This is a genomic window from Paraburkholderia sp. SIMBA_053 (assembly GCF_046534895.1).
GTDB classification, from domain to species: domain Bacteria; phylum Pseudomonadota; class Gammaproteobacteria; order Burkholderiales; family Burkholderiaceae; genus Paraburkholderia; species Paraburkholderia caledonica.
Genome location: NZ_JAWRXU010000360.1, coordinates 1 through 314 on the forward strand (window position 1 = coordinate 1; position 314 = coordinate 314).

A 314-nucleotide genomic window follows, 5' to 3' on the forward strand; every position below is an offset into this window, starting at 1 on the left:
GGAGCGCAGCTTTCAACTGGTTGACTCACTACGTCAGTGGGTCTCTTTTCGCTCGCTGAACCTGCTCGCCCCCAGCGCAGAGCCGATTGGCGGGCCATTTGATGTGATCCTGTTTCGCAATGTCTCTATCTATTTTGACGAAGCAACTCGCCGCCAGATACAGCGCCAACTCAAACAGCTGCTGGCCCCCAAGGGCATTTTGCTATGCGGTGTGACAGAAACGCTTGGCAACGACTTAGGCGTGCTGTCGTTAGTGGATGACCACGGTATTTTCTACTTTCAAGCCGACAACACAGCGTTGCCAGATATAACAG

Annotated in this window: 1 protein-coding gene; it reads left to right on the forward strand. The window is 53.2% G+C overall.

What is annotated here, in order from left to right; translation table 11 throughout:
* Positions 1-314, forward strand: a 314-nt coding sequence (locus SB753_RS35990; protein ID WP_410804871.1) for a CheR family methyltransferase, incomplete at both ends; no start/stop codon positions are given.